The organism is Brevundimonas sp. (genome assembly GCF_032107865.1).
GTDB lineage: Bacteria > Pseudomonadota > Alphaproteobacteria > Caulobacterales > Caulobacteraceae > Brevundimonas.
On sequence record NZ_DAMCNG010000129.1, the window covers coordinates 1 to 7928 of the forward strand.

General features: G+C 68.3%; 6 protein-coding genes and 1 pseudogene. 6 read left to right on the top strand and 1 reads right to left on the bottom strand.

Going from position 1 to position 7928, the window contains the following annotated elements; all coding sequences use genetic code 11:
• Positions 1 to 38 precede the first annotated feature (38 nt).
• The 3 genes and pseudogenes from RT567_RS11090 to leuB form a co-directional block, all read left to right on the top strand.
• Positions 39 to 395: pseudogene (locus RT567_RS11090) on the top strand (aconitase family protein); the annotation flags it as partial.
• Positions 388 to 993 (top strand): 3-isopropylmalate dehydratase small subunit, encoded by a 606-nt coding sequence (gene leuD, locus RT567_RS11095; protein ID WP_292060062.1) that lies wholly within the window; start codon positions 388 to 390, stop codon positions 991 to 993. The pseudogene RT567_RS11090 and the gene leuD, both read left to right, overlap by 8 nt.
• Complete coding sequence (gene leuB / locus RT567_RS11100; RefSeq protein WP_292060063.1) at positions 990 to 2096, top strand: 3-isopropylmalate dehydrogenase; 1107 nt, start codon at positions 990 to 992, stop codon at positions 2094 to 2096. Before leuD ends, leuB begins: the two co-directional genes overlap by 4 nt.
• Positions 2097 to 2149: 53 nt before the next feature.
• Here leuB and RT567_RS11105 read toward each other — a convergent pair whose 3' ends face one another.
• Entirely contained in the window at positions 2150 to 2743 is a 594-nt protein-coding gene (locus tag RT567_RS11105) for a TetR/AcrR family transcriptional regulator (protein WP_200168355.1), read from the bottom strand.
• Between the two features lie 161 nt (positions 2744 to 2904).
• Here RT567_RS11105 and RT567_RS11110 point away from each other — a divergent pair, with 161 nt between their 5' ends.
• From RT567_RS11110 to RT567_RS11120, 3 genes are all read left to right on the top strand, one after another.
• Positions 2905 to 4092: an efflux RND transporter periplasmic adaptor subunit gene (locus RT567_RS11110; RefSeq protein WP_125900674.1), complete on the top strand. Its 1188-nt coding sequence runs from the start codon at positions 2905 to 2907 to the stop codon at positions 4090 to 4092.
• 30 nt (positions 4093 to 4122) lie between these two features.
• Positions 4123 to 7392, top strand: coding sequence for a multidrug efflux RND transporter permease subunit (locus RT567_RS11115; protein WP_313576432.1), 3270 nt, complete (start codon positions 4123 to 4125; stop codon positions 7390 to 7392).
• Position 7393: 1 nt separating this feature from the next.
• The coding region (locus RT567_RS11120) for a TolC family protein (protein ID WP_313576433.1) at positions 7394 to 7928 on the top strand (535 nt) is incomplete at its 3' end.

A 7928-nucleotide genomic window follows, 5' to 3' on the forward strand; every position in this document is an offset into this window, starting at 1 on the left:
AGCTCCCTCCATAGCACCACGCTGCCGTCGTACACACCGACCTGCGCGCCGCCGCCGACGTCCTGCGCGGCCGCAAGGTCCAGCCGGGCGTGCGTATGCTGGTCGTGCCCGGCTCGGAGGCCGTCCGCCGCGACGCCGAGGCCGAAGGCCTGGACAAGGTCTTCACCGAGGCGGGCGCCGAATGGCGCATCCCCCGCTGCTCCATGTGCATCGCCATGAACGGGGATTTCGTCGCGCCGGGCCAGTTGGCCGTCTCGACCTCCAATCGCAATTTCGAGGGCCGTCAGGGCAAGGGCGCCCGCACCATACTGGCCAGCCCCGCCACCGCCGCCGCCAGCGCCGTCGCCGGGGTGCTGACCGACCCGCGCGCCTATCTGGAGGCCATCCATGCCTGAGGCCTTCAAATCTCTAACGTCGAAGACCCTGACGCTGAGCCAGGCCAACATCGACACCGACCAAATCATCCCCGCGCGCTTCCTGACCACCACGACGCGCGAGGGTCTGGGCGCCCACGCCTTCCACGACTGGCGCTATGAGGCCGACGGCTCGCCCAAGCCCGAGGCGGTGCTGAACCGCATCGACCCGGCCGAGCAGCGCATCCTGCTGGCGGGGCCGAACTTCGCCTGCGGCTCATCGCGCGAGCACGCGCCGTGGGCCCTGCTGGACTACGGCTTCCGGGCGGTGATCTCGACCGAGATCGCCGACATCTTCACCTCCAACGCCCTGAAGAACGGCTTCCTGCCCATCGTCGTCGATCAGGCGGTCTGGGACGATCTGGCCGCCCATCCGGAACAGCCGGTGACCATTAATCTGGACGCCAATGAGATCCGGCGCGGCAACGCTCCGGCCGTGCCGTTCAAGGTCGAGTCCTTCGCCCGCCAGTGCCTGCTGGACGGGGTCGACGCTCTCGGCTGGCTTCAGTCCAAACTGCCCTACGTCGCCACCTTCGAACGCCTGAGAAACGACGCCCCCCAAACGGAGACCGCACGATGACCGCTCCCGCCCCGCGCACCTTCAACATCGTCGTCCTGCCCGGCGACGGCGTCGGCCCCGAGGTCGCCCTGGCCGCCCAGCGGGTGCTGACCTGCATCGGCGACATCTACGGGCACCGCTTCGACTTCGCCGAACACCTGATCGGCGGCGCCGCCATCGACGCCACGGGCGAAGCCCTGCCGGAAGAGACCAAGGCCGCCTGCCTGGCCGCCGACGCCGTGCTGCTGGGCGCGGTCGGCGGTCCCAAGTGGGACGGCGCGCCGGTGCGACCGGAACAGGGCCTGTTGTCCATCCGCAAGGCCATGGGCCTGTACGCCAACCTGCGCCCGCTGCAGGTCTCGCCGGTCCTGGCCCACCTGTCGCCGTTGAAAAAGGAGATCGTCGAGGGCGTCGACCTGATCGTCTTCCGCGAACTGACCAGCGGCGTCTATTTCGGAGAGAAGACCCGCACCGAAACCAGCGCCTCGGACCTGTGCGTCTATACGGTCGAGGAGATCGAGCGCGTCGCCCGCGCCGCCTTCCAGGCCGCCCAGCAACGGCGCGGCAAGGTGACGTCGGTCGACAAGGCCAATGTCATGGAGACCAGCCGCCTGTGGCGCGAGGTCGTGAGCCGCATCCACGCCGAGGAATATCCGCAGATCACCCTGGAGCACGCCCTGGTCGACTCCATGGCCATGCACCTGATCAGGAAGCCGCGCGACTATGACGTCATCCTGACCGAGAACATGTTCGGCGACATCCTGTCGGACGAGATCTCGGTGCTGGGCGGCTCCATCGGCCTGCTGCCCTCGGCTTCCCTGGGCGCCGAGGGGCCGGGCCTGTTCGAGCCCATCCACGGCTCGGCGCCAGACATCGCCGGACAGGATCTGGCCAATCCGGTCGGCATGGTGCTGTCGGCGGCCATGATGCTGCGTCACAGCTTCGATCTGGAGGATGAGGCCGACTCCATCGAGGCGGCGGTCGCGGCCGTCCTGGCCTCGGGCGCGGTCACCGCCGACCTGGGCGGGCCGCTGGGCACGGTGTCAGCCACCCGCGCCATCGTCGACGCCATCCGCGCCATCCACTGGGCGGCGGCGCGCCATGTGCCGATGCACTGGGCCTAGACGACATCTATAATAGGAGACGAGAGGCGGGCTGCGGTCCGCCTCTTTTCAATTCAGCCGTCGATCAGACCCTGAAGCGCCTTGGCCATGCGGTCGCGCAGGCGGTCCCGCTGCTCGTCCGTCAGGGCGGAGAAGCCGTCCGACAGTTCACGGCCGATGGCCATGCCCATGATCAGGCCAGACGCCAGGCGCGCCCGCACGGCCGCGTCCTCGCCGCCGATCCACTGGGTCAGGGGATCGAAGAAGCGGTTGTTCGCCGTGCGCTGCACCACGTCCATCGCCTTGGTCGAACCGATCGAGCGCAACAGGATCAGCAGGCCGCGCATCTTCTCGCCGGTCGGATCGGCGTCACAACGGGCCGCCTCGCCAAAGACGACTTCCGTGGCCAGGCGCTGACCGAAATCGGCGCGGTCGCCCTCCATCAGGTCGCGTCCGTTCTTGCAACTGTCCAGCACGGACAGGAACAGATCTTCCTTCGAACCGAAGTAGCGGCTGATCAGCGCCGCATCGACGCCGACGTCGCGCGCCACGTCGCGCATGCCGACATCATCATAGCTTTCCGCGCAGAAACGCTCGCGCGCCGCCTCCAGGATGGCCTGGCGGGTGGCGTTGGCGTTACGCGGGCGGGGGACGTCGCACAGGACCAATTGGTCGCACTCCAATAAACCTTACGCGCTATATGGCCTTGTCATCAGGCGTTGACAAGCGCGGCTTTCGTCGTCTTTAAGTCAGCCAGCTTTGACTGGACGCATCCTCCCCAAAGAGCGACAGTCTCCCAGATCACGTTACTCCCAAGGAGATTGCGCCGATGCGCACGGTTAAGATCGCGGCCGCGTCCGCTTTGATGGCGGCCGCCCTCTATGGCTGTTCCAAGGGACAGGAAGCGCCCGCCCAGGGCGCGCCGCCCGTCACGGTGGCCGCCCCCCTGTCGCAACAGGTCGTCGATTGGGACGAATTCACGGGTCGCTTCGAGGCGCCCCGTTCGGTCGACGTGCGCGCGCGCGTCGGCGGCTACATCCAGTCGGTCCACTTCAAGGACGGCGACTTCGTGCGCCAGGGCCAACCCCTGTTCACCCTGGACCCGCGTCCGGCCCAGGCCGCCCTGGCCTCGGCTCGCGCCCAACTGGCCCAGGGTCAGGCGCAACTGACGCTGGCCCGCACGGAACTGGCCCGCGCCGAGGGCCTGCTGGCCTCGCAGGCCGTGTCTCAGGCCGAGGTCGACTCCAAGCGCGGCGCCGTCCAGACCGCTGAGGCCGCCGTGGCCGCCGCCAACGCCGCCATTCGCGCCCGTCAGCTGGACGTCGAGTTCACCCGCGTCACCGCCCCGATCTCGGGCCGCGTGTCCGACCGCCGGGTCGATCCGGGCAACCTGATCGGCGGCGGTTCGTCGGCCGGCGACGTACTGACGACCATCGTCTCGTCCTCGCCGATCTACTTCGTCTTTGACGGCTCCGAAGCCCTGGCGCTGAAGTATCAGCGCGACGCCCGCAACGGTTCGGCCCCGATCCGCATCCGCCTGCAGGACGAGACCAGCTATGACCGCACCGGTACGCTGGACTTCACCGACAACGCCATCGACGCTTCCTCGGGCACCATCCGCCTGCGCGCCGTGGTGCAGAACGCCGACGGCTTCCTGAAGCCCGGCATGTTCGGTCACGCCCAACTGGCGGGCTCGGGCGGCTATGCGGCCATGCTGGTGCCGGATTCCGCCGTCGTCACCGATGGCCCGCGCAAGGTGGTCTATGTCGTCGCCAAGGACGGCACGGTCGGCGCCAAGCCGGTCCAGCTGGGCCCCTTGGCCAACGGTCTGCGCGTCGTGCGCACGGGCCTGACGCCGGACGACCGGGTCATCATCAACGGCCTTCAGCGCGCCCGTCCGGGCCAGAAAGTCACCGCCCAGAACGGAACCATCAAGGCCGAGCAAACCAAGACCGACGCGCCCGTGACCACGGCGCCGGTCGCTTCGTCCGCCACCTTCGTCGCCAGCGCCGGCTGAGGAGGGGGCTCACGAGCCGGAACCTGATTCATGAACATATCCCGCTTCTTCATCGACCGACCGATCTTCGCGATCGTGATCTCGGTCTTCATCACCCTGATCGGCGCCTTCGCCATGCCGATGCTGCCGCTGGCGCAGTATCCCGACATCGCGCCGCCGACGATCAGCGTGACCGCCTCCTACGCCGGCGCCTCGGCTGAAACCCTCTCCGAAACGGTCGCCGCGCCGCTGGAGCAGGAGATCAACGGCGTCGAGAACATGCTCTACATGACCTCGTCGTCCACCTCGGACGGCCGGGTCTCCGTGACCGTGACCTTCCAGCCGGGCACCGATCTCGATACCGCCCAGGTGCTGGTGCAGAACCGGGTCGCCCTGGCCGAGCCGCGCCTTCCGGCGCAGGTCCGTCAGGTCGGCGTGGTCGTCAACAAGGAGTCCTCGGGCTTCCTGATGCTGGCCTCGCTGACGTCCGACGATCCCGGCATCGACAGCGACTACCTGGGCAACATGGCTCAGTCGACGATCCGCGACCGCCTGCTGCGGATCAACGGCGTCGGCGGCGTCCAGGTCTTCGGCGGCGGCAACTACTCCATGCGCATCTGGATCGACCCGGCCAAGGCGGCCGCGCGCGACCTGACCGCGCCCGAGATCGTCGCCGCCCTGCAGGCCCAGAACGTCCAGGCCGCCGGCGGCTCGATCGGCCAGCCCCCCTTCCCGACCAACGCCGCCGCCTTCGAGCTGCCGGTTCAGGTCGAGGGCCGTCTGTCGGCCCCGGAAGAGTTCGGCAAGGTCGTGCTCAAGACCGACGCTCAAGGGCGCGTGACCCGCGTCAGCGACATCGCCCGCATCGAACTCGGCTCGGAAATCTACGGCGTCGAAGGCTACTTCAACGGCCAGCGCGGCGTCGGCATCGCCGTCATCCAGCAGCCCGGCTCCAACGCCCTGTCGACCGCCGAGGCCGTCATCGCCGAGCTGGACGCCATCAAGGCCGACTTCCCGCCGGGCGTGAAATACGCCATCCCCTATAACCCGACGGAATACGTCGCCGCCTCGGTTTCGGCCGTGGAGGACGTGCTGATCGAAGCCGTCTTCCTGGTGATGATCGTCATCCTGGTCTTCCTGCAGACCTGGCGCGCGGCCATCATCCCGATCCTGGCCATCCCGGTCGCCCTCGTCGGCACCTTCGCGGTGCAGCTGGCCCTGGGCTATTCGATCAACTCCCTGTCGCTGTTCGCCCTGGTTCTGGCCGTCGGCATCGTCGTCGACGACGCCATCATCGTGGTCGAGAACGTCGAGCGTTACATCCGCGAGGGCCTGACCCCCAAGGAAGCGGCCTATCGGTCGATGCAGGAAGTGTCGGGCGCCCTGATCGCCATCTCCCTGGTGCTGACCTCGGTGTTCGTGCCGACCGCCTTCGTGCCCGGCATCCCCGGCATCTTCTTCCGCCAGTTCGCCGTCACCATCGCCTCCGCGACGCTGATTTCGCTGCTGGTGTCGCTGACCCTGTCCCCGGCCCTGGCCGCGCTGCTGCTGAAGCCGCACAAGGATCATGACCATCACCGCAAGCCGGGTCTGATCGGCACGGTGATGTATTACCTCGGCTGGGCCGGAGCCAAGTTCAACGAAGGCTTCGACTGGGTGTCGGACCGCTACGGCCGCCTGACCGCCAAGCTGATCCGCATGGTCACCATCATGCTCGTCATCTACGCCGCCCTGCTGGCGCTGACGGGCTGGCGCATGGCCGATACGCCCACGGGCTTCATTCCGGCGCAGGACCAGGGCGTGCTGATCGGCGTCGTCCAGCTTCCGCCGGGCGCCTCGCTGGAACGCACCAAGGCCGCCATGAATAAGGCTGTCGAGATCGTCCAGAAGGCCGACGGCGTTCAGGAAGTCACCGCCTTCGCCGGCCTGGACGGCTCCAGCTTCTCGCTGTCGTCCAACGCCGCCACCATGTTCATCAAGCTGAAGGACTATGATGAGCGGACCACGCCCGAACTGGAAGCCTCGGCCCTGGCCGGCGCGCTCAGCGGGGCGACCGGCGTCATCGAGGAAGCCAGCATCTTCATGCTGTCGCCCCCGCCCGTTCAAGGCATGGGCACCGGCTCGGGCTTCAAGATGATGATCCAGGACCGTTCCGGCGCCGGCTTCCAGGCTCTGGAAGGCGCGACCTTCGCCATGATGGGCGCGGCCGCTCAGGCGCCGGAGCAGGTGCAGCAGGTGTTCAGCCTCTACAACACCGGCTCGCCGCGCATCGCCGCCGACGTCGACCGCGACAAGGCCCTGTTGATGGGCGTCCAGCCCTCGACCGTGTTCAACACCCTGGGCACCTACCTCGGCTCGACCTACGTCAACGACTTCAACTTCCTGGGCCGCACCTTCCGCGTGACCGCCCAGGCCGAGCCCGCCTACCGCGACGAGCTGGCCGACATCGCCAACCTGAAGGTCCGTTCGGCCTCGGGCGGGATGGTGCCGATCGGTTCGGTGGCGACCCTGGCCGACGATTCCGGCCCGGCGCGCGTGGTCCGCTACAACCTGTTCCCGGCTTCGGAACTGCAGGGTGAAGCGGCGCCGGGCGTGTCCACCGGCGACGCCATCGCCACGATGGAAGAGCTGGCGGCCAAGACGCTGCCGGAAGGCTTCAGCTACGAGTGGACCGAAATCGCCCTGCAGGAGAAGCAGGCGGCGGGCGGCGCGACCATCATCTTCATCATGGCGGTGGTGTTCGTCTTCCTGGTGCTGGCCGCTCAGTATGAGGCCTTCACCCTGCCGCTGGCGGTCATCATGATCGTGCCGATGTGTATCCTGGCGGCCATTGTCGGCGTGAACCTGCATGGTCTGGACAACAACATCCTGACCCAGGTCGGCCTGGTGGTCCTGATCGCCCTGGCGGCCAAGAACGCCATCCTGATCGTGGAGTTCGCCAAGCAGGCCGAGGACGAAGAGGGTCTCGACCGTTGGGACGCCGCCGTTCAGGCTGCGCGCCAGCGTCTGCGCCCGATCCTGATGACCTCGTTCGCCTTCATCTTCGGCGTGCTGCCCCTGGCCATCGCCACGGGCCCCGGCTCGGAGATGCAGAACGCCCTGGGCATCGCGGTGGTTTATGGGATGCTGGGGGTGACCTTCTTCGGTCTGATCTTCACCCCGGTCTTCTATGTCATCTGTCGCTGGATGGCGGGCAAGCTGCCCAAGGCGCCGGGCAAGGAGCGCGAGCTCCCGACCAGCTTCGGCTCCACCCCGCACGACCCCTTTGCCCCCGACGGCCCGGAACCGGCTCCCGCCGCTCCGCGCCAGGGAGATGCGTAAAATGAACGGCAAACTCCGCACTCTGCTGACCGCCGCGGGGTCGGCCGCCCTGCTCGCCGCCTGCGCGGTGGGCCCCAAGGCGCCGCTCCCCACCCTCCCGGCCGAAGGCCAGGGCGCCTTCGTCGGCTCGCAATCCGCCTCGGTTTCGACCGAGGCGGCCCGCGACGACTGGTGGCGGCTGTATCAGGATCCGACGCTGGACGGCCTGATCCAGCAGGCCCTGACCGAGAACAACGAGCTGGAGGCGGCCGCAGCCAATCTGCGCGCCGTCCGGGCCTCGCTATCCGAAGCCCGCTCGGGCCGGTTCCCGACCACCACCACCTCGGCCGCCTATAACCGCAGCCGGGCCTCGACGGACACCGTGCCGACCGCCGGCGGCGCCAAGCTGCCGGAGGTCGACACCTATGACGTCGGCCTGGACGTCTCCTATGAGATCGACCTGTTCGGCCGGGTGGAGTCCTCCATCCGCGCCGCGCGGGGCGACGTGGCCGCCGCCGCCGCCGCCCTGGAGGTCGTGCGGGTAACGGTCGCGGCCG